The sequence below is a fragment of the Citrobacter sp. RHBSTW-00017 genome (genome assembly GCF_013797615.1).
In the GTDB taxonomy this organism is placed as follows: Bacteria; Pseudomonadota; Gammaproteobacteria; order Enterobacterales; family Enterobacteriaceae; genus Citrobacter; species Citrobacter braakii.
The window spans coordinates 4,623,986-4,647,641 of the sequence record NZ_CP056899.1 but is presented as its reverse complement, the minus strand read 5'-3'; the positions used below and the strand labels follow the sequence as shown (position 1 = coordinate 4,647,641).

Sequence of the window (23,656 nt, the reverse complement as noted above, 5' to 3'; positions counted from 1 at the left end):
AACGTGATGATTTTAAAAAATAACTTTTCTCGTTACAGGAATAGATGTGATAGATAATTTATTCTGCTCAATGATGTATGCGACGGATGCATTTTCACTTCCAGAGTGCAGCACGGACGATCGCTCGCCCGGAACTCTTTAACGATGATAAAACCTGGGTAGTTTGCTGGCACAGAGGATTCATTCCGAATAACAGGGACGAAACTCAGCCCCGGGTTTACATTTCTCACGTCTGCACTTAAGCAGGCTGATTGCTATATCCTGCCCACAGGAGCCTGTATGACACACAGCAAAGAACAGATCTGGTCTGAACGCCAAGGGAGCAATACCCGTAGGCCAGATGAAATAAGGTCGGAATACGAACGCGATCTTTCCCGACTAATCCACTCTTCCGCGTTCAGGCGATTACAGTCGAAGACGCAGGTGCTGGGTCTGGGCGAGAGCGACTTCTACCGCACACGGCTGACTCACTCTATGGAGGTAGCGCAGATTGGCAGCGGCATCCTGTCGCAGCTGAATATACGCTATCCCGTTGGGATAGCGACTGAGGCGGAATTCCTGCCTCACCCAAGCCTTATGCAGGCTATCTGTCTTGCCCACGATATCGGCCATCCCCCCTTCGGTCATGGCGGTGAAGTTGCGCTTAACTACTGCATGAGAGCCTATGGAGGCTTTGAGGGTAACGGACAGACGCTGCGTATACTCACCCAACTGGATAAGTACACCGAGTCCAACGGGCTGGATCCCACGCGCAGGCTTATTCTAGGCGTGCTGAAATACCCGGCAAGCTACTCTGAGGTAGTCAACGAGAGCGCTTACGGCCAGCCACAGGCAGGAAGCCGTGAATGGCTGTTTAAATCCTCCGGCTTTAAGCCCCCGAAATGCTATCTGGACTCCGAAGCGGATACTGTCAGCTTTGCACTCCGACCTTTTGATGATGATGATGCGCTGTTATTCAGATCCGGAAGAAAGACCACCAAGCCGGTTGAGCACAGAAAAACGAAATATAAAGCGCTGGACACAACGATTATGGACTTAGCTGATGAGATTTCCTATTCACTCCATGATCTTGAGGACGCGATTTCGCTGAGAATGATCGACAAAAGCATGTGGATGGACTACTTCAGTGACAAGTCACACCTGTTTGAAGCATGCCAACGCAGCTCGTTTGACCTGACCGCTGAAGACGTAGCCGATAAGCTGTTCGGCAGAAGCTACCTTCGCAAGGAATGCATCGGAACGCTGGTCCACCTGATGATCACAAGCGTCACGCTTCAGGTGCAGCATCCTGATTTCAAGTGCGGAATGCTTCGCTATAAAGTGGCACTACCTGCCGAAGTCGAAGCCCTACGTGAGGCCATTTTCAGTCTGGTTGAGGACAAGGTGATCCGGCACGAAAACGTTCAGCTACTGGAGTTCAAAGGTCAGAAGCTGATTGTAGAACTGTTCAATGTGCTGGCAAGCGACCCCACACGTTTTCTCCCGGCTGAGACGTGCAAGAAGTATAGAGAAGCTGAAAAAGCTGACGATAAAAAAATGCGGGTCATCAGCGACTATGTTTCAGGTATGACGGACGAGTACGCGACTCGGCTGTATGAGAAAATCTTTGTTCCGCGCAAAGGATCAATCTTTGACAGACTCTGATGTTCCCTCTGCACATGGCAAACCGTGAGCACGATGAAATAGAAGTTGACCCTGGCCCTGTTTTCAGGGGGGCTCAATCCTTATCAGTATTGTCGGGTTTTATGGTTTTTTTGGATAGCATAAGCTCTATTGCTAACTCAGCATCCTGCGCGTCACTGGGCCGAAAGTCACGGTTACTGAATAAGTACCAGATACAAAAAAAGCGGGGGTAGCACCCCGCTTTGGTATTTTTGGTAAGTAGCAACCCGGAGGCGGGAAGCTTTGATTATCCTAACCTCAACTGCGCTATGTATACAAATTTTTGAGCCTGTCTGTAAGTTTGTGTAGATGTTCATTTGTTAAATGGTGATCGATCAGGAGGTTTCGGCACCGCAAGCCACTCCATTAAAAATCATTTTCCCACTACAGCACATCTGACTTTTTTCATCTGTTTTAACTTAAAATCATTTCTAATCAATTAGATACTATTTGGTTCGGACGATGTGCTGTAGCGGGATGTATCAATTATCTATTAATAAAAGATAGTTGAATTATTTTTACTAATACTGATTAGTGGAATGATGCGTACTAAATGGTTTGAAATCATGTGATATAAGTTGTTGATATATAAGTATAGTTATAGAAATGATGTGTGATGGTACTAGCGGGGGAGCTCTAATGATCCAGACAATTATTGAGAAATGCGGAGATAGCCCGGTATTCAAAATACCAGAAGCAATTATGGAAAAAGCTGGCTTCAGTATCGGCGATGCTATTGATATTGAAGTCAAAAATGGCTGTATCATTATTGGCCCAGCGGAACTGGTTAAATATTCCCTTGAAAATCTTATTGAGGGAATTTATGAGGTTAATCTTCACAACAGAGTTGACTTCAGGCTGCTAATAGGCAAAGAGTTGCTCTGATTCTCTTTTAGACTAATTCCAGAAAATTGGAATGATTGCGGTGAGCAACAGCCAAGAGAGGAAAGTAAAGTTTTTAGTCGTAATAAAGGCTATTTTTTACTAAAAACTTCACATAGTTAATAACTTATTATATAACAATATGAAATTATTATATTTTTTGTTTTATTTTCCACTATCAGGTAATTAGAACCATTTTAATCCTTCTGCTTTTCGCTGAAAATTATGGCTACCTCAGAACTGGGGTAGCCATATGCAATTCTGTTATCAGTTCAACACCATCGGCCAGTCTGGCGGTGTATGACTCATCACTTCAACCATTACGGTTTCAATGTTCTTCCAGATTGCGGACATATCCACCAGGGTTATGCCGAGTAATCCGGTCGCAAACCAGCAGGCAAATACCAGCCCTAAACCGCTGCTAATGACGGCCAGGCCAATATAATCTGATTTACGAAAACGGATATTGAGCGTACTGGCTAAAAACATCAGCACTGCACTGAGTAATTGCCACCGCAGAAGAACCACGCCAGTTGTTATCGTTGCCATGAAAAACGTCCTCAGAAAGTCTGGATGCCCAGGACAGCGCGGGGGTGTTCACCGAGGGTGTAGTACTCTGGCTATCGACGGGCAATAACATGAATGAAACATCGTTTCTGTTACATGATTTTTGTGAACTATATCACATATGCTCGTTTGTTCACCAGTGTTGGGCGTATTTTTTGCAGGACGATAACCATGTTAAATATGTGGTTATATTCAAGGAAGCAACGATACTAAATAATCAATCTTAAAGATGTATTTTTATTACCTGTTTTATTTATCCTAAATTCATCGTTAAAAAAATCTAAGGAAGGTGCGAATAAGCAGGTCATTTCTTCCCAAGCTGACTCGCTGATTAAAATTTCGCGGATCTGGGCCGATTTTTTTCCCGCAAACACATCGAATCAGCCTATTTAGGCTATTTTTTCCACCATTTCTGGCGTTATTTCCGGTTTTTACTGAGATCTCTCCCACTGACGTATCATTTGGTCCACCCGAAACAGGTTGGCCAGGGTGAATAACATCGCCAGTTGGTTATCGTTTTTCAGCAGCCCCTTGTATCTGGCTTTCACGAAGCCGAACTGCCGCTTGATGATGCGAAACGGGTGCTCCACCCTGGCACGGATGCTGGCTTTCATGTATTCGATGTTGATGGCCGTTTTGTTCTTGCGCGGATGCTGCTTCAAGGTTTTTACCTTGCCGGGACGCTCGGCGATCAGCCAGTCCACATCCACCTCGGCCAGCTCCTCGCGCTGTGGCGCTCCTTGGTAGCCGGCATCGGCTGAGACAAATTGCTCCTCTCCATGAAGCAGATTACCCAGCTGATTGAGGTCATGCTCGTTGGCCGCGGTGGTGACCAGGCTGTGGGTCAGGCCACTCTTGGCATCGACACCAATGTGGGCCTTCATGCCAAAGTGCCACTGATTGCCTTTCTTGGTCTGATGCATCTCCGGATCGCGTTGCTGCTCTTTGTTCTTGGTAGAGCTGGGTGCCTCAATGATGGTGGCATCCACCAAAGTGCCTTGGGTCATCATGACGCCTGCTTCGGCCAGCCAGCGATTGATGGTCTTGAACAATTGACGGGCCAGTTGATGCTGCTCGAGCAGGTGGCGGAAATTCATGATGGTGGTGCGATCCGGCAGGGCGCTATCCAGGGATAATCGGGCAAACAGGCGCATGGAGGCGATTTCGTACAGGGCATCTTCCATGGCACCGTCGCTCAGGTTGTACCAATGCTGCATGCAGTGAATACGCAGCATGGTCTCCAGCGGATAGGGCCGTCGGCCATTGCCCGCCTTGGGATAAAACGGCTCGATGACAGCGGTCATATTCTGCCATGGCAGAATCTGCTCCATGCGGGAGAGGAAAATCTCTTTTCGGGTCTGACGGCGCTTAGTGCTGAATTCACTATCGGCGAAGGTGAGTTGATGGCTCATGATGTCCCTCTGGGATGCGCTCCGGATGAATATGATGATCTCATATCAGGAACTTGTTCGCACCTTCCCTAGATATTATTCGTGGTCGTTTATATATCAGCGAGCTAATTTATGCGCAGGGCGATCATTTTTTGTGCTCTACGTCGATGGCGCCGCCAGTCGCCTATATTATGCCGACCGCCGACTATAAACGTACGCCGGACATCTCCATCTATTACTATCGCGATACCCCCTTTTTCGCTGGCTACAGAATGACGTATATGCAACGTGGAAACTACGTTGTCGTCATCAACCCATTATCTTACAGCGAAGTTATGTCAGATGACCCGGACCTGTCCTGGGGCGTGTATGACACGGTAACGGGTACTTTTTTCTCTGCCAGCGAAGGGGCGCCTATTGCGCAGTTATTGCCGTTGGTGCACGGTGAAGCTTCAACCTTCCAGTTGGACGATCGCTTCTACACCAAAGTGCATTCAGAAAAACGCCCGATTGCGATTATTGTGTCGACCTCGGATAAACGCATACATTCGATTTTCTATCATGAGGCTGCGTTAACGATTCCTTTCGGGATTATCTGCAGCATCCTGATGCTGTTAATGTGGTGGCGCACGCGTCAGGAATACTTATCTCCCCGCCGCTTGTTAAAACGCGCAATCAAAAAACGTCAACTGTGTCTGCACTACCAGCCGATCATTGATATCGAAAACGGCCAGTGCGTAGGGGCTGAGGCTCTGCTGCGCTGGCCGGGCTGTGATGGTGAAGTAATGAGCCCAACCGAGTTTATTCCGCTGGCTGAAAAAGAGGGAATGATTGAGCGGATCACGGATTACGTGATTGAAGAGGTATTCAACGATTTAGGATATTTTCTTTCGGCGCATCCTCAGCTTTATATCTCGATAAACCTCTCTGCTTCTGACTTTCATTCATCCCGACTTATTGCCCTGATTACCGACAAAAACCGTGAGTACTCTGTGGCGGCCCAGCAAATTAAAGTCGAGGTGACCGAGCGCGGGTTTATTGATGTAGATAAAATGACCGCGGTAATCCAGGCGTTTCGTCAGGCGGGTTATGAAGTGGCGTTTGATGATTTTGGGACGGGATATTCCAATCTACACAATTTATCCGCGTTGAATATCGATATCCTGAAGATCGACAAATCATTTATTAGTACGTTGTCCACCAACAGCACCAGTCACCTGATTGCCGAACATATCATCGAAATGGCGCAAAGCTTACACCTGAAGATGATTGCGGAAGGGGTAGAGACGGTTGAGCAAATCGAGTGGCTGCGCGAACGTGGCGTACAGTATTGTCAGGGCTGGTATTTTGCGAAGGCGCTGCCGCCACAGGAGTTCATGCACTGGATACAACGGTCGCCCGCCATACTGACGCAGAGCGGGCAATAATCTTACAGGCGGTGGCGGTAATCGCTGGGGGTACGATCAAACTCGCGGCGAAACACGCGTGAGAAGGTTTGTTGTGATACATAACCAAGATCCATCGCGATATCGAAAATAGGTCGCTCGGTCGTCCGCAGTTCAACAGCAGCCAGCAGGAGTCGACGCTGGCGGATATAGTCACCCAACGTCTGGCGCATCACCGTGCGGAACATTCTCTGTAAATACCACTTCGAGTAACCTGATTTTTTCGCCACCGCCTCAATGTTCAGCGGCTGATCGATATGGTCGTCAATCCATTCAATAAGGGTCTGAATAATCTGCTGATGGGACATAGGGCTGCCTCTTTTTCAGTATTCGATTCGTCGTTTTGTCTGTGGGCGAGTATAATTCCTCAAGTTAACTTGAGGTAAAGCGATTTATGGAAAAGAAATTACCCCGAATAAAAGCGCTGCTTACGCCAGGTGAAGTCGCAAAGCGTAGCGGCGTAGCGGTATCAACCCTGCATTTCTATGAAAGCAAAGGGTTAATCAGCAGTATGCGCAACAGCGGCAATCAGCGCCGATACAGACGTGATGTGTTGCGTTATGTGGCGATTATCAAGATTGCTCAACGCATCGGGATCCCGTTGGCAACGATCGGTGACGCGCTCGGCGTATTACCTGAAGGACATTCGCTCAGTGCTAAAGAGTGGAAGCAGCTCTCTTCGCAATGGCGTGAAGAGCTGGATCGACGCATTCATACTTTAGTGGCGCTACGCGATGAACTGGATGGGTGTATTGGTTGCGGTTGTTTGTCGCGCAGCGATTGCCCGTTGCGTAACCCAGGCGATCAGCTTGGCGAGAAGGGGACCGGGGCGCGTCTGCTGGAAGATGATTGATGTGAAATATCTGATGGATTGACGGATATAAAACTAAAGCGCCACAGAGGGCGCTTTAGTTTGGTTCCGGTCTTTGTCTTTCACTCTATCCCGCTGGTTCACGGGAGGGTTTCCCCCGACATCAACACCCCTCAGTCGAGCACATTAGGTGAGGTTCCGGTCTGTGTTGATAATGTAATTGTAAGCCACCTCTCTCCATTTACCAGTGAAATGGTGATTTTTTAGCCAAAAAATTTTCCGCATCTTCACCGGTTTTCTTGCGCAAGTTTGCGTGAAAAAGGCACACCGATGTTGTAATAACTCCGCAAATTTTGTTGCCAGACTGCGCATTGACGATAACGTTTGCGCATCGACTGATTATTTATTGCGCGTTATAAGAAGAAATGAGTAAAAAGCGGCAAAGTTCAGTTGAAAACCAGCGTATGATCGCTGGATAATCGTTTGCTTTTTTTACCACCCGTTTTTTATGCGCGAAGCTAAACGTTTGCTTTTTTGCGACACCCCTATTGACGCAAACCTGGCACATGGAGAAAACGTTTAGCAGGCAGTGGATTGTCCAGCACGCATAATGACGAAAAAATAAACTCTCAGGGGATGTTTTCTATGTCTACGCCTTCAGCGCGTACCGGCGGTTCACTCGACGCCTGGTTTAAAATTTCGCTCCGCGGCAGTACCGTTCGTCAGGAAGTCGTTGCCGGATTAACGACGTTCCTGGCCATGGTCTACTCCGTTATCGTGGTTCCGGGGATGCTGGGTAAAGCCGGATTCCCGCCTGCCGCTGTATTTGTGGCAACCTGTCTGGTCGCGGGCGTCGGTTCTATTGTGATGGGCCTGTGGGCAAACCTGCCGCTGGCGATTGGCTGCGCCATTTCTTTGACGGCGTTTACCGCATTCAGCCTGGTACTGGGACAACATATCAGCGTGCCTGTTGCGCTGGGTGCGGTGTTCCTGATGGGTGTCCTGTTTACCATCATTTCCGCGACCGGTATTCGTAGCTGGATCCTGCGCAATCTACCGCAGGGTGTTGCGCACGGTACGGGGATTGGTATCGGCCTGTTCCTGCTGCTGATTGCGGCAAACGGCGTGGGTCTGGTTATTAAAAACCCGCTGGACGGCCTGCCGGTTGCGCTGGGCGATTTCGATACCTTCCCGGTGATTATGTCGCTGGTAGGTCTGGCGGTGATTATTGGCCTCGAAAAACTGAAAGTACCGGGCGGTATCCTGCTGACTATTATCGGTATTTCCGTAGTGGGTCTGATTTTCGACCCGGCCGTACATTTCTCCGGTATTTTTGCCATGCCTTCTCTGAGCGACGAAAACGGCAACTCGCTGATCGGTAGCCTGGATATTATGGGCGCACTAAACCCAATCGTACTGCCGAGCGTGCTGGCGCTGGTCATGACCGCTGTCTTCGATGCGACCGGAACCATCCGTGCGGTAGCCGGACAGGCGAATCTGCTGGATAAAGACGGACAGATTATTGACGGCGGCAAAGCGCTGACCACCGACTCCCTGAGCAGCGTGTTCTCTGGCCTGGTGGGCGCTGCACCGGCGGCGGTTTATATTGAATCCGCAGCGGGTACGGCGGCAGGCGGCAAAACTGGCCTGACGGCGATCACCGTTGGCGTACTGTTCCTGCTGATCCTGTTCCTCTCTCCGCTCTCTTATCTTGTACCAGTATATGCAACGGCACCTGCGCTGATGTATGTGGGCCTGCTGATGTTAAGCAACGTAGCGAAAATCGACTTTGCTGACTTTGTCGACGCTATGGCGGGGCTGGTAACGGCCGTATTTATCGTGCTGACCTGTAACATCGTGACCGGCATTATGATTGGCTTTGCTACCCTGGTGATTGGTCGTATCGTCTCTGGCGAATGGCGCAAACTGAACATCGGCACAGTGGTCATCGCCATCGCGCTGGTGGCCTTCTACGCTGGTGGTTGGGCTATCTAATCCTCATTTGATGAAGATTCTGAAAACGGGTGGCTTTGGCCGCCCGTTTTTATTTTCACAACACTCTCGTTGTCTTTTGCGTTACTCTCAAGTAGATAGAATTGAGGCACGACGCCTCTCATCACTGATCATAAGAAACATCGCAAACAGGGAACGCATGGAAATCTTTTTCACCATACTCATCATGACCCTTGTGGTCTCGCTGTCGGGGGTTTTTACTCGCGTATTGCCATTCCAACTCCCTTTACCCCTTATGCAGATCGCCATCGGCGCCTTGCTGGCGTGGCCGACGTTTGGTTTGCATGTGGAATTCGATCCTGAGCTTTTTCTGGTTCTATTCATCCCGCCGCTGCTCTTCGCCGATGGCTGGAAGACGCCAACCCGTGAGTTTTTGGAGCACGGGCGAGAGATCTTCGGCCTTGCGCTGGCGCTGGTTCTGGTCACGGTGGTCGGGATTGGCTTTATGATTTACTGGCTGGTGCCGGGGATCCCTCTTATCCCGGCCTTTGCGCTGGCCGCTGTCCTGTCGCCAACCGATGCCGTTGCGCTTTCCGGCATAGTGGGGGAGGGACGCATACCGAAGAAAATCATGGGTATCCTGCAGGGTGAAGCGTTGATGAACGACGCCTCCGGTCTGGTATCACTGAAATTTGCCGTCGCCGTGGCGATGGGCACGATGGTGTTTACGGTTGGTGGCGCAACGCTTGAGTTCTTCAAGGTAGCGATTGGCGGTATCCTGGCCGGTTTTGTCGTCAGTTGGCTGTACGGGCGCTCCCTGCGTTTTCTCAGCCGCTGGGGTGGTGATGAACCGGCAACGCAAATCGTTCTGCTGTTCCTGCTGCCGTTTGCGTCTTACCTGATTGCGGAACACATCGGTGTTTCCGGCATCCTCGCGGCGGTCGCAGCCGGGATGACCATCACCCGTTCCGGGGTAATGCGCCGGGCGCCGCTGGCGATGCGTTTACGTGCTAACAGCACCTGGGCGATGCTGGAGTTTGTGTTTAACGGCATGGTTTTCTTGCTGTTAGGACTGCAGTTGCCGGGGATTCTGGAGTCTTCTTTGGCGGCGGCAGAAGCCGATCCGAATGTAGAAATCTGGATGCTGTTTACCGATATCGTGCTGATTTACGTGGCGCTGATGCTGGTACGTTTTGGCTGGCTGTGGACGATGAAGAAGTTTAGCCTGCGCTTCCTGAAGAAAAAGCCGATGGAGTTTGGTTCCTGGACGACGCGTGAAATCATGATCGCCTCCTTTGCGGGCGTGCGTGGGGCCATTACTCTCGCCGGTGTGCTCTCTATTCCGTTGCTGTTACCGGATGGTAGCGGCTTCCCGGCGCGATATGAGCTGATCTTCCTTGCCGCGGGCGTGATTCTGTTCTCGCTGTTTGTTGGCGTGGTGATGCTGCCGCTTCTGCTGCAACACCTGGAAGTGGCAGACCACTCGCAGCAGCAGAAAGAGGAACGAATTGCCCGCGCTGCCACGGCGGAAGTGGCGATTGTCGCCATCCAGAAAATGGAGGAGCGTCTGGCCGCAGATACCGAAGAGAACATCGACAATCAGTTGCTCACCGAGGTGAGTTCACGCGTCATCGGTAACCTGCGTCGACGCGCCGACGGACGCAACGACGTAGAAAGCTCGATGCAGGAAGAAAACCTCGAGCGGCGTTTCCGTCTGGCGGCCCTGCGTTCCGAGCGCGCGGAACTTTATCACCTGCGCGCCACGCGGGAAATCAGCAATGAGACGCTGCAAAAACTGCTGCACGATCTGGATTTGCTGGAAGCGCTGTTGATCGAGAACGAATAAACGGTTGTGCCTGATGGCGCTACGCTTATCAGGCCTACGGAATCCAATTGTAGGTCTGATAAGCGTTAAGCCGCATCCGGCATGTTACGACTCTTGCGTTAGCCAGAACCCTTCACAGCATTTGAGCCACGCCTGGGCGCTGTGCGACAGATACACACCTTCGCGCCAAATCATGCCCAACTGCCAGCGTAAATCACTCTCCAAAGGGATCCAGCGCAGCGTCTGCTTATCCAAGCGCTGGCAAATCGGCTCCGGTAAAATGGCGATCCCGACTCCGGCTTGCACCATCGCCGCCAGAAAATCCCACTGCCCACTGCGTACCGCGATGCGGGGTTTGACATTGTGCTGGTTAAACAGCTCAAGCAACTGACGGCTCAACGCGAAATCTTCATTATAGATAAGCAGGGGATGCTCCGCTAACGCCTCGGGGGAAATGGATTCACACGTTGTCCACTGACCGGAACGGGGGACCAGCACGCAGAGCGGATGGCTAAAAAGCGGTAAGGTCGCCAGGCCGCTCTCTTCTTCAACCGGCAGCGCGGTCATCGCGACATCCAGCTCGCCATTCATCACCGCCTGCTGGACGGTTAAGCCTCCAAATTCAGATACCTTCAGTTCAACGCCGGGATAGCGCTGGCGAAACAGGCTGATAGGCCCGGCCATCAACATACCGACCATGGGCGGGATGCCGAGGCGCAGCACTCCCTTGTTGAGGTGATTAATGTCGCTGAGTTCTGCTTCGAGCTGGCGAAACTCGGCGAGGATCGCCAGGCCGCGTTCGAAAACAACCTGTCCGGTGTCGGTTAACAGCAGTCGCCGACCGTCGCGGATTAACAGCGTGCAGTTAAGCTCGTCTTCAAGGTTCTTCAACATCTTGCTGATGGTGGGCTGGGTGACAAAAAGCTTCTCCGCTGCGCGGGTAAAGCTCTGCTGACGAACCACCTCAACAAAATAGCGCAGCGTTCTGATATCCATGATTATTCCTTAAGACTATGCCTGCAATGAGTTTAATTCATTTCAGTCCTGGACGGGGGCTCTCTATACTGGCGCTCTCTATTTTTTAAGGACATACCCTCATGGCTGTGGCGATAAGCCGCGTGACGCCTGCCGTTATTCATCGACTCCAGATCCCCGTTCAGGTTCTGTTGTACGCAGGTCTATTTGTATTTGCTCAATATCTTGTCTCCTGGCTGCATCTGCCGCTTCCTGCCAACCTGGTTGGGATGGTGCTGATGTTGGCGCTGATTGTCTGTCGGGTTATCCCGCTGAACTGGATTCGCGCAGGCGCTCGCTGGTTACTGGCTGAAATGTTGCTGTTTTTTGTTCCGGCGGTGGTGGCTGTCGTCAACTATACGCAGCTGTTGTTGGTCGATGGTTGGCGCATATTTGCCGTCATTGCGCTAAGTACGTTGATGGTTCTTGGCGCAACGGCGTGGGTCGTGGATAAAGTGTATCGCTATGAAATGAGCAGGCTAAACCGTGAGTAATTTCCAGCTAAGCGTGCTGTGTCTGGTGATTACGCTGGGCATCTATTTTGCCAACAAGCGCCTGTATCGCCGTTTTCGTAAATTACCGCTGATGCCGTTAGTGTTCACTCCTGCGCTGCTGGTCCTGATGCTGGTCTTTGGGCATATCTCCTGGCAAAACTATATTGGTGAATCGCACTGGCTGCTGTGGCTGTTAGGCCCTGCGACCATTGCTTTTGCCGTTCCGGTCTATGACAACCTTGCCGTGATTAAGCGGCACTGGATGTCACTGACGGCGGGCGTGCTGACGGCAACGCTGGTGGCCGTTACCAGTTCCGTGTGGCTGGCGCGTCTGTTTATGTTGCCTGATGAAATCCAGCGTAGTCTGGCGGTGCGCTCCGTCACCACGCCGTTTGCGCTGGCGGCAGCAGAGCCGTTGGGCGGGCAACCAGACCTGGTGGCATTGTTCGTGGTAGTGACCGGTGTATTCGGTATGGCGGTTGGCGATGTACTGTTTTTACGGCTTTCTATTCGGGAAGGGATGGCGAAAGGCGCAGGATTTGGCGCAGCCTCGCATGGTGCGGGCACGGCGCGCTCTTATGAGCTCGGCCAGCAGGAGGGCGTGGTCGCCAGCCTGGTGATGATGCTTTCCGGCGTGGTGATGGTGCTGGTGGCACCGCTGGTCGCGATGGTGATGTTCTGAAAAAATGCCCCGGTCGTTCAGACCGGGGATGAGGAGGAGTGGTTAGTGCGCGCGACCTTGTTCTACGCCGTACCCGGTCTGGGAACGGATGAACTGGGCACGGAACTGCTCGCGTTCGCGATTACCTTCTTCTGAGTTATCGGTAGCAGAGAAGAACCAGATCCCGAGGAACGCTACGCTGATGGAGAACAGCGCCGGATATTCATACGGGAAAATGGCTTTTTCGTGACCAAGGATCTGGACCCAAATCGTCGGGCCAAGCACCATCAGCACCACCGCCGTCAGCAGACCTAACCAGCCGCCCAACATCGCGCCACGCGTGGTCAGTCTTGACCAGTACATGGAGAGCAGAATGATCGGGAAGTTGCAGCTGGCTGCGATAGCAAACGCCAGACCTACCATGAAGGCGATGTTCTGGTTCTCAAACAGCACGCCGAGCAGGATGGCAATCACCCCCAGCACCAGTACGGTGATTTTCGACACCTTCAGCTCTTCACGTTCGGTTGCGCCTTTACGGAACACGTTGGCGTACAGGTCGTGAGAAACGGCCGATGCGCCCGCCAGCGTCAGGCCTGCAACCACTGCCAGGATGGTGGCAAACGCCACGGCTGAGATGAAGCCCAGGAACAGGTTGCCGCCCACCGCATTTGCCAGGTGAACCGCCGCCATGTTGTTACCGCCGATCAGCGCGCCAGCAGCGTCTTTATACGCCGGATTAGCGCCCACCAGCATGATCGCGCCAAAGCCGATGATAAAGGTCAGGATGTAGAAATAACCCATAAAACCGGTGGCATAGAACACGCTCTTACGCGCTTCGCGGGCATCGCTGACAGTGAAGAAGCGCATCAGGATGTGCGGCAAGCCTGCCGTACCAAACATCAGGCCGAGACCTAACGACAGGGCGGAGATCGGATCTTTTACCAGTCCGCCCGGGCTCATAATGGCTGAACCTTTCGGGTGTACCGCCATTGCTTCGGTGAACAGGTTGTTGAAGCTAAAGCCGACGTGCTTCATCACCATAAAGGCCATAAAGCTGGCGCCGAACAGCAGCAGAACGGCTTTGATGATCTGTACCCAGGTGGTCGCCAGCATGCCGCCAAACAGGACGTACATCATCATCAGCACGCCAACCAGTACGACGGCGATGTGATAGTTCAGACCAAACAGCAGCTCAATCAGCTTACCTGCGCCGACCATCTGGGCGATCAGATACAGCGCGACCACCACCAGAGAACCACAGGCCGACAGAATACGGATTGGTCCTTGCTTCAGACGATAAGAAGCAACATCTGCAAAGGTGTAACGACCCAGGTTACGCAGACGCTCAGCAATCAGGAACAGGATAATTGGCCAGCCGACCAGGAAGCCGAGTGAATAGATCAGCCCGTCATAACCGGAGGTAAACACCAGCGCGGAAATCCCGAGGAACGATGCCGCCGACATATAGTCGCCCGCAATCGCCAGCCCGTTCTGGAAACCAGTGATGTTACCGCCGGCGGTGTAGTAGTCATTACGCGAACGTACGCGCTTAGACGCCCAGTAAGTAATACCGAGCGTAAAGATGACGAAAATCAGGAACATGACAATCGCCTGCCAGTTGGTTGGCTGGCGTTGGACTGCACCGCTAATAGCATCCGCCGCGTTTGCGGCGAAGGGCAGCGTGGCGGCAAGCGCCGTCAGGACTCTCTTCATGATGCTTTAACCTCGTGCAGAACCGCATTGTTCAGGCGGTCGAATTCACCGTTTGCCCGCCAGATATAGATCCCGGTCAGGATGAAGGAGATGAGGATCACACCGACCCCAATCGGAATACCCCGGGTGACGCTGGTTCCCGCGTGTAGCGGCGTACCCAGCCAGCCAGGCGCAAAGGCAATCAGTAAAATAAAGCTGATGTAAACTGCCAACATGATGATGGACAGAATGGTGGCAAACCGTTGCCTTTTTTCAACTAACTCCCTGAAACGCGCACTGTCTTCTATCCGCTGATAAATAGAGTCATTCATCACAGAGTTCTCCAGAGGCCCCCTTCGTCTTTCACGTTGCAAGTGTGTTGGCCGCACTCGCCCACCTCAGTCACATAGTGAACTATGCTCCTGGGGATGCGCTCGCTTGCCGCCTTCCTGCAACGCGAAATCCTTTGGGGTGGGTTATTATATTTTCCCTCCCGGTCAGGGGAGGGGTAGGGGTAGGATTTGTAGGCCCGATAAGCCGCGCACCATCGGGCATTTCACGGTTATGGTTATGATGGCATCGCGATGGCCTGCTTCTCTTCGAGCAGTTTCTCTACCACGCCAGGATCGGCGAGGGTCGAGGTATCGCCCAGATTGCTGGTATCGCCCGCCGCGATTTTACGCAGAATACGGCGCATGATTTTGCCGGAGCGGGTTTTCGGCAGTGAGTCGGTCCAGTGCAGCACGTCTGGCGTTGCCAGCGGACCAATTTCTTTACGTACCCAGTTGCGCACCTCGGCGTACAGCTCAGGTGACGGCTCTTCGCCGTGATTCAGCGTGACGTAGGCGTAGATCGCCTGGCCTTTAATATTATGCGGAATACCCACCACCGCGGCCTCGGCGATCTTCGGATGTGACACCAGCGCCGATTCGATTTCTGCCGTTCCCAGACGGTGGCCAGAGACGTTCAGCACATCGTCCACACGACCGGTGATCCAGTAATAGCCATCTTCGTCACGACGCGCGCCGTCGCCGCTGAAGTACATATTCTTGAAGGTAGAAAAGTAGGTCTGCTCAAAGCGTTCGTGATCGCCGAACAGCGTTCTCGCCTGGCCCGGCCACGAGTCGGTGATCACCAGGTTGCCTTCGGTCGCGCCTTCCAGCGGATTACCCTCGTTATCGACAATCGCAGGCTGTACGCCAAAGAACGGACGGGTTGCGGAACCCGCTTTCAGCTCGGTGGCGCCCGGCAGCGGGGTGATCATGAATCCACCGGTTTCGGTCTGCCACCAGGTATCGACGACCGGGCATTTTTCGTTGCCGATCTTCTTCCAGTACCACTCCCATGCTTCCGGGTTGATTGGCTCACCAACGGAACCCAGGATACGCAGCGAGGAGCGGTCAGTGCCTTCAATCGCTTTATCACCTTCTGCCATCAGGGCGCGGATGGCGGTCGGCGCGGTATACAGAATATTGACCTGGTGCTTGTCCACAACCTGCGACATACGCGCCGGGGTTGGCCAGTTTGGCACGCCTTCGAACATCAGCGTGGTTGCGCCGCAGGCCAGCGGACCATACAGCAGGTAGCTGTGCCCGGTTACCCAACCCACGTCAGCGGTACACCAATAAATATCGCCCTGATGGTAGTCAAACACGTACTTAAAGGTGGTTGCGGCATAGACCAGATATCCGCCGGTGGTATGCAGTACGCCTTTTGGCTTGCCGGTTGAACCGGAGGTATAGAGGATAAACAGCGGATCTTCCGCGTTCATTTCTTCTGGCTGATGTTCTGGGCTGGCTTTCTCGATAAGATCGGACCACCACAGGTCACGGCCTTCCTGCCATTCCGTTTTTCCACCGGTACGTTTGAGGACGACCACATGTTCCACGGTTTTGACGTTCGGGTTTTTCAGCGCATCATCGACGTTCTTTTTCAGCGGGATGGCGCGGCCGGCGCGCACGCCTTCGTCGGCGGTGATCACCAGACGTGAATTGGAGTCGATGATACGTCCGGCGACCGCCTCTGGTGAAAAACCACCGAAGATGACCGAATGTACCGCGCCAATACGGGCGCAAGCCAGCATAGCAACCGCCGCTTCCGGCACCATCGGCATATAAATGGCCACCACGTCGCCTTTTTTAATGCCTAAATCCAGTAGCGTATTGGCGAAACGGCAAACATCGCGATGCAGTTCGCGATAAGTAATGTTTTTGCTTTGGGTGGCGTCATCGCCTTCCCAGATGATGGCGGTGCGATCGCCATTTGCCTGTAAATGACGGTCAAGGCAGTTTGCGGCCAGGTTCAGGGTGCCGTCTTCGTACCATTTAATCGACACGTTGCCTGGTGCGAAGGAGGTGTTCTTCACCTGGCTGTACGGCTTGATCCAATCAAGTATCTTTCCCTGCTCGCCCCAAAATGTGTCGGGTTCGTTAACGGATTGCTGGTATTTCTCTTCGTACTGCTCCGGGTTTATCAGGCAACGATCCGCAATGTTTGCGGGAATAGCGTGTTTATGTATTTGGCTCATGGCTTTTGTTCTCCTTGTAGGATGTTAATAATATGTCTCATAAACGTTAAATGTAGGGGCTTTGAGAGTTTTGTTTAGTATTTGCGCGGCAGATCACGCAATAAACGAATTGTGCAAATTAGCGGCAAACTTAATTTTGAAGGGAACTAGCAAAAATTGATTAAATCTCGCGATAACATGTAGTTATCTAAAGGATTATTGAAAAGGTGATCTATCTCTGAATTAGACAAAAGAGTGAGGAGTTAGAGGGGGTTTATAACTCTAAAGTGGTATTTTACATACACTTACAATTGATTAAAGACAACATTTTCAGTGTGGTTTCTTGTTACAAATAGGGTGGAGCAATGTCATGACAGTATTCGTGTGGTTGCTGTTATGGAAAACAATAAAAGAACCGCCATTGCAGATAATGGCGTCATCTGGATGAGACCCCTATGGCAAGGATAAAATCACGCGTACGCCGTTTCTTCAGCCTGTTATTACCTTTATTATTTATTTCTGCTGTTCACGCTGAACAAACTCCTGTACCCGCAAAAACCGGTAATGGTGCCAACTTACTGATTTAGTGTATGATGGTGTTTTTGAGGTGCTCCAGTGGCTTCTGTTTCTATCAGCTGTCCCTCCTGTTCAGCTACTGAAGGCGTGGTGCGTAACGGTAAAAGCACTGCCGGACATCAGCGCTATCTCTGCTCTCACTGCCGTAAAACATGGCAGCTACAGTTCACTTACACCGCCTCTCAGCCCGGTACACACCAGAAAATTATTGATATGGCCATGAATGGCGTCGGATGTCGCGCCAGTGCACGCATTATGGGCGTTGGCCTCAACACGATTTTACGACACTTAAAAAACTCAGGCCGCAGTCGGTAAACTCACGCATACAACCGGGCAGTGACGTCATTGTTTGCGCGGAAATGGACGAACAGTGGGGTTACGTCGGCGCTAAATCACGCCAGCGCTGGTTGTTTTACGCGTATGACAGGATACGGAGGACGGTTGTGGCGCACGTATTCGGTGAACGCACGTTGGCCACGCTGGAGCGTCTTCTTGGCCTGCTGTCGGCCTTTGAGGTCGTGGTATGGATGACGGATGGCTGGCCGCTTTATGAATCACGCCTGAAGGGAGAACTGCACGTTATCAGCAAGCGATATACGCAGCGCATTGAGCGGCATAACCTGAATCTGAGGCAGCATCTGGCAAGGCTGGGCAGGAAGTCACTGTCGTTCTCAAAATCGGTGGAGCTGCATGACAAAGTCATCGGGCATTATCTGAACATAAAACACTATCAGTAAGTTGGAGTCATTACCATGATACCAAAAGGAATATACATAAGGAGTTAGTCAATGGTGTTTATTCAACATATCAGATCTTTACCGGAGTTTATATTCACCCATCGGATAAGTATATCTTGATACCAAGATGGGAACCGAGTGCATATAAAATATCCAAAGACTATGGGCAAACATGGCAGGTGGCATCTTATATGTCCCCATTTCAGGGGCAAGAGAGAAATTCAGAGGGGAATATGGTCGACAGACCGGAGGGAAAAGAAATCAAAAGAGTGGTGGTGGTTAATAATCAGGCATTTATTACCACTTCGCTGAATCATTTGTATATGAGCTCATATCCTTTTGACGATCCGCGTCTAAAACCCGGCGGACCGGGTATTGATTATAAATTCTTTGATGACACGTATTATCTCTACAGGCCAGGTAAACATAAATCCAAGGGTAAGTATGTAGACGCTCATATGAGACCTGAATCTCCAGGTGCGGCCTGGGGGACGGTCGTTTTTATGAAAGCTGCTTTAGCCCATTTAACGGAGGGTTATAAGGCAAATTATCAAAACCTGCCCGACAAAGAACCGGAGGTGGTGGGCTATAAGGGATGGACCCGGATGCGCTGTGACCTGGATGCGGGAAAATAATCTGCAATGGGATATGCCTGAGTCGCTTAACGTTTAAGGATAAATGATGACACTGAGAAGTATGTTAAAAATAATAATCGGAGCAATCTCGCTATGCGCCGTCTCTGCCTGTACAAAATCACCCACACAGGTTATTTATCGCTATGATGATAACCGCTATCTGGAATTGAAAGGATTCAATTGTGATGGGGCACTTTGGTATCATGACAATAAAAGAAGTATACATAAAGAGATCTATGATGGCATATTTGCTTCCTTCAGAATTTTTACAGGTGAATATATTCATCCTTCCGATAAATATATATTTATTCCTGAGTGGGAGCCGGGGGCATACACAATATCCAAAGACTATGGGCAAACATGGGAGGTGGCATCTTATATGTCTCCATTTCAGGGGCAAGAGAGAAATTCAGAGGGGAATATGGGTAATGGTGCCAACTTACTGATTTAGTGTATGATGGTGTTTTTGAGGTGCTCCAGTGGCTTCTGTTTCTATCAGCTGTCCCTCCTGTTCAGCTACTGAAGGCGTGGTGCGTAACGGTAAAAGCACTGCCGGACATCAGCGCTATCTCTGCTCTCACTGCCGTAAAACATGGCAGCTACAGTTCACTTACACCGCCTCTCAGCCCGGTACACACCAGAAAATTATTGATATGGCCATGAATGGCGTCGGATGTCGCGCCAGTGCACGCATTATGGGCGTTGGCCTCAACACGATTTTACGACACTTAAAAAACTCAGGCCGCAGTCGGTAAACTCACGCATACAACCGGGCAGTGACGTCATTGTTTGCGCGGAAATGGACGAACAGTGGGGTTACGTCGGCGCTAAATCACGCCAGCGCTGGTTGTTTTACGCGTATGACAGGATACGGAGGACGGTTGTGGCGCACGTATTCGGTGAACGCACGTTGGCCACGCTGGAGCGTCTTCTTGGCCTGCTGTCGGCCTTTGAGGTCGTGGTATGGATGACGGATGGCTGGCCGCTTTATGAATCACGCCTGAAGGGAGAACTGCACGTTATCAGCAAGCGATATACGCAGCGCATTGAGCGGCATAACCTGAATCTGAGGCAGCATCTGGCAAGGCTGGGCAGGAAGTCACTGTCGTTCTCAAAATCGGTGGAGCTGCATGACAAAGTCATCGGGCATTATCTGAACATAAAACACTATCAGTAAGTTGGAGTCATTACCCAGTTTTTATGAGGTAAGCGCCCTGACGGGCGCTCATACTTCTTTTACTCTCTTTGCGGCAGGAGAGCATCAGTCGGTTAAGGGGTTATTTCACCGTCCAACCCTTATAGCTGCCGACGTTGTTTTTATCGATCATCGTCACCGGGATCAGTACGGGCTCTTTCGGGGCGGGTTTCCCCTGCAATATGTCATAGCCGATTTCGACCGCTTTGGCAGCCATCACCTGCGGATCTTGTGCAGGCGTCGCCACAAATAGTGAGTTTTCCCGCTTCAACGCTTCTTCAGCGTCTGGCGATCCGTCTACGCCGACAATAAAGAATTCGCTACGTTGTGCCTGTTTTGCTGCCAGATCGGCACCGATAGCCGTAGGATCGTTAATGGCGAATACGCCGTCGATCTTCGGATTCGCCGCCAGCAGCGCGGTCATGATCTCCAGTCCGCCTTCGCGACTGCCTTTGGCGTTTTGGTTATACGACAGCACCTTGATATCCGGGTGGCGTTTAAACTCGGTCTGGCAGCCTTCGACGCGGTTCTGGACGGCGGAAACCGGCGGCCCGTTGATAATGACGACGTTGCCTTTCCCTTTCAGACGGTCGGTAATGTATTTACAGGCCATTTCACCCGCCTGGGTGTTATCGGAGGTAATGGTCGCATCAGCGCCTTCCGCCGCTACGTCAACGGCAACCACCACAATCCCTGCGTCTTTCGCGCGTTTTACCGCTGGGCCGATGCCTTTGGAGTCGGCGGCGTTAAGAATAATCATGTCGACCTTGGCGGCAATAAAGTTGTCGATTTGCGACACCTGTTGTCCCAGATCGTAGCCGCTGGAAACCAGCGTCACTTTAACGCTATCACCCGCCAGTTTGCGTGCTTCCAGCTCCGCGCCTTTGGTGATCTGCACGAAGAACGGGTTGGCCAGATCGCCCACCGTAACGCCGATCGATTTCAGTTCTTTTGCCTGCACAAACGGAGCTGCAGCAAGCAGTGCGCCAGCACAGAGCGCGGTGACTAAGGGCTTCAATCTCATGCTGTATTCCTCGAAGTAAGATGTTGTTGTTATGCACTTTGATGGTGTCGGGTACGGTATTTGTCGATCAGTACCGCTATGATGATCACCGCCCCTTTGATCACCAGTTGCCAGAAATAGGAGACGCCCATCAGCGTCATGCCGTTATTGAGCGTGGCGATAATCAACGCCCCTACCAGCGTGCCGGTGATGGTACCGATCCCCCCAACAAAGCTGGTACCGCCGAGGATCACCGCCGCGATGGCGTCCAGCTCGTAACCCATGCCTAAGTTGCCGTTGGCGCTGTATAGCCGCGAGGCGCTCATCACCCCGCCAAGACCTGAGAGCACACCGCTCATGCCGTAGACGAACAGCAGCACCAGCCACACTTTGATACCGGTTAAACGAGCGGCCTGCATATTGCCGCCGACCGCATAAATATGAACGCCGAGTGTGGTGCGCCTAAGAATGAACCAGCACATCACCACCACCGCCAGTGCAATGACCACTAGCCACGGAACCGGACCAAGATAGTTGTTACCGATCCACTCAAAGCTGATATTGGAATTGATCACCGTCGTGCCGTCGGCCAGCAGATAGGCCGCGCCGCGCAGCGCCGTATACGTTCCAAGCGTGACGATAAACGGTGGTAGTCCGGCAAAAGCAACCAGCGCGCCGTTAAACAACCCCAGCACCAGACCGAGCATCAGCGCCGCCGGAATCGACAGCATGGCAAATTCAGGGATCAGCGAAACGACCATAGCCGCGACGGCAGTGGTGCCGAGAATCGAGCCAACCGAGAGGTCGATCCCGCCGGTCAAAATAATGAAGGTCATGCCTGCCGCCAGCACGATGTTGATCGACGCCTGGCGGGTTATATTCAACAGGTTGCTTTCGGTAAAAAAGTTTGGCGCGATAAAGCCAAACACCGCCACTATCAGGATGAGAATCGGCAAGATGCCGACCGTTTGCATCAGATCGCTCATCAGCAATTTTTTCGCGGAGGCGGATTTCGCCACCTGCTGGGGAGTGGTTGGATTATTCATGGGACACCGCCTGATGATGGGAGTCGTTCACGCCGGTTGCCAGCGTCATAATATTTTCCTGGGTAATACTTTGCCCGTTCAGCTCACCGGCAATGCTGCCTTCCCGCATGACGTACACGCGATCGCTCATACCGACGACTTCCGGCAATTCGCTGGAGATCATCAGGATCGCCTTTGCGCGCCATGTCGTTCATGATCCGGTAGATCTCGCTTTTGGCGCCAACGTCCACGCCGCGCGTGGGTTCATCGAGGATCAAAATGCGTGGGCCGATCGCGACCCAGCGTGAAATCAGCAGCTTTTGCTGATTACCGCCGGACAGCCCGCCCGCGCGTACCTGGGCGTGCGGAACGCGGATGTTGAGCAATTGGATGGCGTCATCGGAAATAGCCTGCGCCTTTTTGCGATCGAGCATGCCCCAGTTGGCGTCACGTTCCAGCGTCGCCATGGTGATGTTCTCTGCTGCCGCCAGCTCTAAAAACAATCCCTGCTCTTTGCGGTTTTCCGTCAGAAAGCCAATGCCGTGGTCAATCGCCTCGCGAGGGGAGTGGATCACCACCGGTTCACCGTCTACTTCAATCATGCCGCCGATGGCTTTACGCACGCCAAAAATCAGTTGAGCCAGTTCAGAACGCCCGGCGCCGACTAACCCGGCAAGTCCGACGATCTCCCCGGAGCGCACCAGCAAACTGCACGGCTGGACTTTATGGCCGTCGGTCAGGTGGTGGACGTTGAGGCGCGCTTTACCTAAGGGAATATCGCGCTCTTTGTTGAATAAATCGCTTAACGGTCGGCCCACCATCATGCGCACCAGCTCAGAGGCGTTGAGTTTGTCGCGGGTCAGGCTGCCTACATATTGCCCGTCGCGCAGGACGCTGACGCGGTCCGAGAGTTCATACACCTCCGCCATGCGGTGGCTAATGTAGATAATCGCCATCCCCTCATCGCGCAGGCGCATGATCAGTTCAAACAAGCGGTGGGTTTCACGTGAGGAGAGGGCGGCAGTGGGTTCATCCATCACCAGAATGCGGCTGTTACGGTGCAGGGCGCGGGCGATTTCCACCTGCTGCTGTTCGGCGATGGTCAACGTCATCACGCGATCGCTGGCCTTAAACTGGGCGCCGAGCCGGTCGATGACTTTCTGCGACTGCATCACCATCTCTTTACGCTGGACCAGACCGCCGCGCGACAGCTCGCTGCCTAGAAAGATATTTTCCGCCACCGTCAGGTTCGGCGCGAGCTGCATCTCCTTGTAAATCAGCGTGATGCCTGCGCTGAGCGCGTCTTTTGGTCCGCGAATGTGAAACGGCTGACCGTCGATCAGGATCTCACCGCTGGTGGCGGTATACGCGCCCGCGAGGATCTTCATCAGGGTGCTTTTCCCCGCGCCGTTCTCACCCATCAGGGCATGAATCTCACCCGGCCAGACCGTTAAATCGACCCCTTTCAGCGCGTAAAATTTACCAAACGCTTTGGCAATGTTGCGCATCTCCAGAACCGGTGTCCTGCTCATAGCGGATCTCCTGTGGGGTGGCCGATATCAGCAGTCCATCACAGGAATGT

At 52.2% G+C, this 23,656-nt stretch carries 20 protein-coding genes and 4 pseudogenes; 13 read left to right on the top strand and 11 right to left on the bottom strand.

All coding sequences use genetic code 11. The annotated features are described in order from the left end of the window. Positions 1-279: 279 nt before the first annotated feature. Positions 280-1,644, top strand: coding sequence for an anti-phage deoxyguanosine triphosphatase (locus tag HV037_RS22450; RefSeq protein WP_059347288.1), 1,365 nt, complete (start codon positions 280-282; stop codon positions 1,642-1,644). A gap of 657 nt (positions 1,645-2,301) precedes the next feature. Next, positions 2,302-2,547 carry a hypothetical protein gene (locus HV037_RS22445; RefSeq protein WP_048216952.1) on the top strand — a complete coding sequence of 82 codons (246 nt, stop codon included), beginning with the start codon at positions 2,302-2,304 and terminating at the stop codon, positions 2,545-2,547. 264 nt (positions 2,548-2,811) lie between these two features. Here the strand turns inward: HV037_RS22445 and HV037_RS22440 are convergent, their stop codons facing one another. From HV037_RS22440 to HV037_RS22435, 3 genes are all read right to left on the bottom strand, one after another. After that, the gene (locus tag HV037_RS22440) at positions 2,812-3,093 is read right to left on the bottom strand and encodes a YjcB family protein (RefSeq protein WP_016155360.1); all 282 of its coding nucleotides are present in this window, start codon (positions 3,091-3,093) and stop codon (positions 2,812-2,814) included. Between the two features lie 288 nt (positions 3,094-3,381). Continuing rightward, a complete protein-coding gene (locus tag HV037_RS24850; protein ID WP_326926169.1) occupies positions 3,382-3,561 on the bottom strand; it encodes a hypothetical protein in 180 nt (59 codons plus the stop codon). Continuing rightward, the gene (locus HV037_RS22435) at positions 3,543-4,523 is read right to left on the bottom strand and encodes an IS5-like element ISKpn26 family transposase (protein ID WP_000019445.1); all 981 of its coding nucleotides are present in this window, start codon (positions 4,521-4,523) and stop codon (positions 3,543-3,545) included. The genes HV037_RS24850 and HV037_RS22435 overlap by 19 nt, the downstream gene beginning before the upstream one ends. 68 nt (positions 4,524-4,591) lie before the next feature. On the opposite strand from HV037_RS22435, the pseudogene HV037_RS22430 reads away from it, so the two are divergent. Then, positions 4,592-5,929, top strand: a pseudogene (locus tag HV037_RS22430) (EAL domain-containing protein); the annotation flags it as partial. Positions 5,930-5,931: 2 nt separating this feature from the next. Here HV037_RS22430 and soxS read toward each other — a convergent pair. After that, positions 5,932-6,255: a superoxide response transcriptional regulator SoxS gene (gene soxS, locus HV037_RS22425; protein ID WP_016155362.1), complete on the bottom strand. Its 324-nt coding sequence runs from the start codon at positions 6,253-6,255 to the stop codon at positions 5,932-5,934. Between the two features lie 86 nt (positions 6,256-6,341). Here soxS and soxR point away from each other — a divergent pair, with 86 nt between their 5' ends. The 3 genes from soxR to HV037_RS22410 all read left to right on the top strand — a co-directional run bounded on the left by soxR (position 6,342) and on the right by HV037_RS22410 (position 10,557). Beyond that, positions 6,342-6,800, top strand: coding sequence for a redox-sensitive transcriptional activator SoxR (gene soxR, locus HV037_RS22420; RefSeq protein WP_016155363.1), 459 nt, complete (start codon positions 6,342-6,344; stop codon positions 6,798-6,800). Between the two features lie 603 nt (positions 6,801-7,403). Then, a complete protein-coding gene (gene ghxP / locus HV037_RS22415) occupies positions 7,404-8,753 on the top strand; it encodes a guanine/hypoxanthine transporter GhxP (protein ID WP_016155449.1) in 1,350 nt (449 codons plus the stop codon). 157 nt (positions 8,754-8,910) lie between these two features. Next, positions 8,911-10,557, top strand: coding sequence for a Na+/H+ antiporter (locus HV037_RS22410; protein ID WP_016155450.1), 1,647 nt, complete (start codon positions 8,911-8,913; stop codon positions 10,555-10,557). 84 nt (positions 10,558-10,641) lie between these two features. Here the strand turns inward: HV037_RS22410 and HV037_RS22405 are convergent, their stop codons facing one another. After that, positions 10,642-11,532 (bottom strand): LysR family transcriptional regulator, encoded by an 891-nt coding sequence (locus tag HV037_RS22405; protein ID WP_047357727.1) that lies wholly within the window; start codon positions 11,530-11,532, stop codon positions 10,642-10,644. A 101-nt stretch (positions 11,533-11,633) separates the two neighbouring features. Between HV037_RS22405 and HV037_RS22400 the strand changes: the two genes are divergently transcribed. Together HV037_RS22400 and HV037_RS22395 are read left to right on the top strand one after the other, a co-directional pair. Next, the gene (locus HV037_RS22400; protein WP_016155367.1) at positions 11,634-12,044 is read left to right on the top strand and encodes a CidA/LrgA family protein; all 411 of its coding nucleotides are present in this window, start codon (positions 11,634-11,636) and stop codon (positions 12,042-12,044) included. Then, a complete protein-coding gene (locus HV037_RS22395; RefSeq protein ID WP_049268855.1) occupies positions 12,037-12,726 on the top strand; it encodes an LrgB family protein in 690 nt (229 codons plus the stop codon). Before HV037_RS22400 ends, HV037_RS22395 begins: the two co-directional genes overlap by 8 nt. A gap of 42 nt (positions 12,727-12,768) precedes the next feature. Here the strand turns inward: HV037_RS22395 and actP are convergent, their stop codons facing one another. The 3 genes from actP to acs form a co-directional block, all read right to left on the bottom strand. Beyond that, positions 12,769-14,418, bottom strand: a complete 1,650-nt coding sequence (gene actP, locus HV037_RS22390) for a cation/acetate symporter ActP (protein ID WP_016155369.1) — start codon at positions 14,416-14,418, stop codon at positions 12,769-12,771. Then, a complete protein-coding gene (locus tag HV037_RS22385) occupies positions 14,415-14,729 on the bottom strand; it encodes a DUF485 domain-containing protein (protein ID WP_016155370.1) in 315 nt (104 codons plus the stop codon). Before HV037_RS22385 ends, actP begins: the two co-directional genes overlap by 4 nt. Positions 14,730-14,965: 236 nt before the next feature. Continuing rightward, positions 14,966-16,924 (bottom strand): acetate--CoA ligase, encoded by a 1,959-nt coding sequence (acs, locus tag HV037_RS22380; protein WP_016155371.1) that lies wholly within the window; start codon positions 16,922-16,924, stop codon positions 14,966-14,968. A 434-nt stretch (positions 16,925-17,358) separates the two neighbouring features. Here acs and HV037_RS24725 point away from each other — a divergent pair. The 5 genes and pseudogenes from HV037_RS24725 to HV037_RS22360 form a co-directional block, all read left to right on the top strand. Further along, a pseudogene (locus HV037_RS24725) lies at positions 17,359-17,463 on the top strand (hypothetical protein); the annotation flags it as partial. Positions 17,464-17,518: 55 nt separating this feature from the next. Then, positions 17,519-18,216 (top strand): IS1 family transposase gene (locus HV037_RS22375; RefSeq protein ID WP_223274117.1). Its coding sequence is split into 2 segments (ribosomal slippage): positions 17,519-17,768 and positions 17,768-18,216, totalling 699 coding nucleotides; the frame shifts between segments, so codons are not numbered across the junction. A gap of 11 nt (positions 18,217-18,227) precedes the next feature. Next, positions 18,228-18,851: pseudogene (locus HV037_RS22370) on the top strand (hypothetical protein); the annotation flags it as partial. Positions 18,852-18,894: 43 nt separating this feature from the next. Continuing rightward, a complete protein-coding gene (locus HV037_RS22365) occupies positions 18,895-19,302 on the top strand; it encodes a hypothetical protein (protein ID WP_326926168.1) in 408 nt (135 codons plus the stop codon). Between the two features lie 28 nt (positions 19,303-19,330). After that, a protein-coding gene (locus HV037_RS22360; RefSeq protein ID WP_223274117.1) for an IS1 family transposase occupies positions 19,331-20,028 on the top strand; the annotation gives its coding sequence in 2 pieces (ribosomal slippage) (positions 19,331-19,580 and positions 19,580-20,028; 699 coding nt in all). 100 nt (positions 20,029-20,128) lie between these two features. Here the strand turns inward: HV037_RS22360 and HV037_RS22355 are convergent. The 3 genes and pseudogenes from HV037_RS22355 to HV037_RS22345 all read right to left on the bottom strand — a co-directional run bounded on the left by HV037_RS22355 (position 20,129) and on the right by HV037_RS22345 (position 23,606). Then, positions 20,129-21,070, bottom strand: a complete 942-nt coding sequence (locus tag HV037_RS22355; protein WP_019077849.1) for an ABC transporter substrate-binding protein — start codon at positions 21,068-21,070, stop codon at positions 20,129-20,131. 29 nt (positions 21,071-21,099) lie between these two features. Then, positions 21,100-22,095: a hypothetical protein gene (locus HV037_RS22350; RefSeq protein WP_016155386.1), complete on the bottom strand. Its 996-nt coding sequence runs from the start codon at positions 22,093-22,095 to the stop codon at positions 21,100-21,102. Further along, positions 22,088-23,606 (bottom strand): annotated as a pseudogene (locus HV037_RS22345) (sugar ABC transporter ATP-binding protein). Before HV037_RS22345 ends, HV037_RS22350 begins: the two are co-directional and overlap by 8 nt. Positions 23,607-23,656 lie beyond the last annotated feature (50 nt).

Bases quoted from the DNA above. Each gene is read 5' to 3' on its own strand.
- HV037_RS22450 (WP_059347288.1), top strand. From the start codon at position 280: ATGACACACAGCAAAGAACAGATCTGGTCTGAACGCCAAGGGAGCAAT.
- HV037_RS22445 (WP_048216952.1), top strand. From the start codon at position 2,302: ATGATCCAGACAATTATTGAGAAATGCGGAGATAGCCCGGTATTCAAA.
- HV037_RS22440 (WP_016155360.1), bottom strand. From the start codon at position 3,093: ATGGCAACGATAACAACTGGCGTGGTTCTTCTGCGGTGGCAATTACTC.
- HV037_RS22435 (WP_000019445.1), bottom strand. From the start codon at position 4,523: ATGAGCCATCAACTCACCTTCGCCGATAGTGAATTCAGCACTAAGCGC.
- soxS (WP_016155362.1), bottom strand. From the start codon at position 6,255: ATGTCCCATCAGCAGATTATTCAGACCCTTATTGAATGGATTGACGAC.
- soxR (WP_016155363.1), top strand. From the start codon at position 6,342: ATGGAAAAGAAATTACCCCGAATAAAAGCGCTGCTTACGCCAGGTGAA.
- ghxP (WP_016155449.1), top strand. From the start codon at position 7,404: ATGTCTACGCCTTCAGCGCGTACCGGCGGTTCACTCGACGCCTGGTTT.
- HV037_RS22410 (WP_016155450.1), top strand. From the start codon at position 8,911: ATGGAAATCTTTTTCACCATACTCATCATGACCCTTGTGGTCTCGCTG.
- HV037_RS22405 (WP_047357727.1), bottom strand. From the start codon at position 11,532: ATGGATATCAGAACGCTGCGCTATTTTGTTGAGGTGGTTCGTCAGCAG.
- HV037_RS22400 (WP_016155367.1), top strand. From the start codon at position 11,634: ATGGCTGTGGCGATAAGCCGCGTGACGCCTGCCGTTATTCATCGACTC.
- actP (WP_016155369.1), bottom strand. From the start codon at position 14,418: ATGAAGAGAGTCCTGACGGCGCTTGCCGCCACGCTGCCCTTCGCCGCA.
- HV037_RS22385 (WP_016155370.1), bottom strand. From the start codon at position 14,729: ATGAATGACTCTATTTATCAGCGGATAGAAGACAGTGCGCGTTTCAGG.
- acs (WP_016155371.1), bottom strand. From the start codon at position 16,924: ATGAGCCAAATACATAAACACGCTATTCCCGCAAACATTGCGGATCGT.
- HV037_RS22365 (WP_326926168.1), top strand. From the start codon at position 18,895: ATGATGACACTGAGAAGTATGTTAAAAATAATAATCGGAGCAATCTCG.
- HV037_RS22355 (WP_019077849.1), bottom strand. From the start codon at position 21,070: ATGAGATTGAAGCCCTTAGTCACCGCGCTCTGTGCTGGCGCACTGCTT.
- HV037_RS22350 (WP_016155386.1), bottom strand. From the start codon at position 22,095: ATGAATAATCCAACCACTCCCCAGCAGGTGGCGAAATCCGCCTCCGCG.